The sequence below is a fragment of the Mycobacterium sp. E796 genome (assembly GCF_001672815.1).
Lineage (GTDB): Bacteria > Actinomycetota > Actinomycetes > Mycobacteriales > Mycobacteriaceae > Mycobacterium.
In genome coordinates this window covers 1-564 of sequence record NZ_LZKK01000318.1, presented here as the reverse complement: position 1 = coordinate 564, position 564 = coordinate 1, and the positions used below count along the sequence as shown (strand labels likewise).

The window sequence follows — 564 nt, the reverse complement described above, 5'->3', positions numbered from 1 at the left end:
CTGTGGACCGCCGCCCAGCAGCGTGCCCCTGATCAGGCGCTTGGCCGAGTCCAGCGCAGCGTGGTACTCCTCCGGCGGAACGGTCGCCGCCAGCTCGGTCAACCCGTAGATCAGCGAATAGACGGCTTCCACCGAGCCCGGCTTGTCGGTGCCCCCGACGATGCCCTCGATGATCTCGCGGAAGGCCTGGAATCCGGCGCCGCCCTCCCGAGGGTCGACGGCACCTTCGGCACGGAGCGCCCACTCGAAGGCGGCGAGGTCGGGGTATTCGCGCATCAACCGGCCCGATTCGTCGAGCACCGCTTCGATCCGGTCCGTGACGTCGCCGGGACCCTGGGCGGCCTCGCGCAGGCGCGGCAACGCGACGTCGGTCCTGGCCGCGACGGCGGCCTTGATCAGCTCCGACTTGTTGGGGAAGTAGTTGTACAGGCTGGCGCTGGTCACCTCCGCGGTGCGGGCGATCTCGCGGATGGTCGCGCGCGAATAGCCGACCTCCGCCACGCAGCGCATCGCCGCGTCGATTATTCGGGCGCGGGTCCGCTCGCCGCTGGCGCCCACCGGGCG

1 protein-coding gene is annotated in these 564 nt (G+C 71.1%); it reads right to left on the bottom strand.

Features of this window, described 5'->3' with window-relative positions; translation table 11 throughout:
• A partial coding sequence (locus A5706_RS35340) for a TetR/AcrR family transcriptional regulator (protein ID WP_068137110.1) occupies window positions 1-564 on the bottom strand: 564 nt, incomplete at both ends.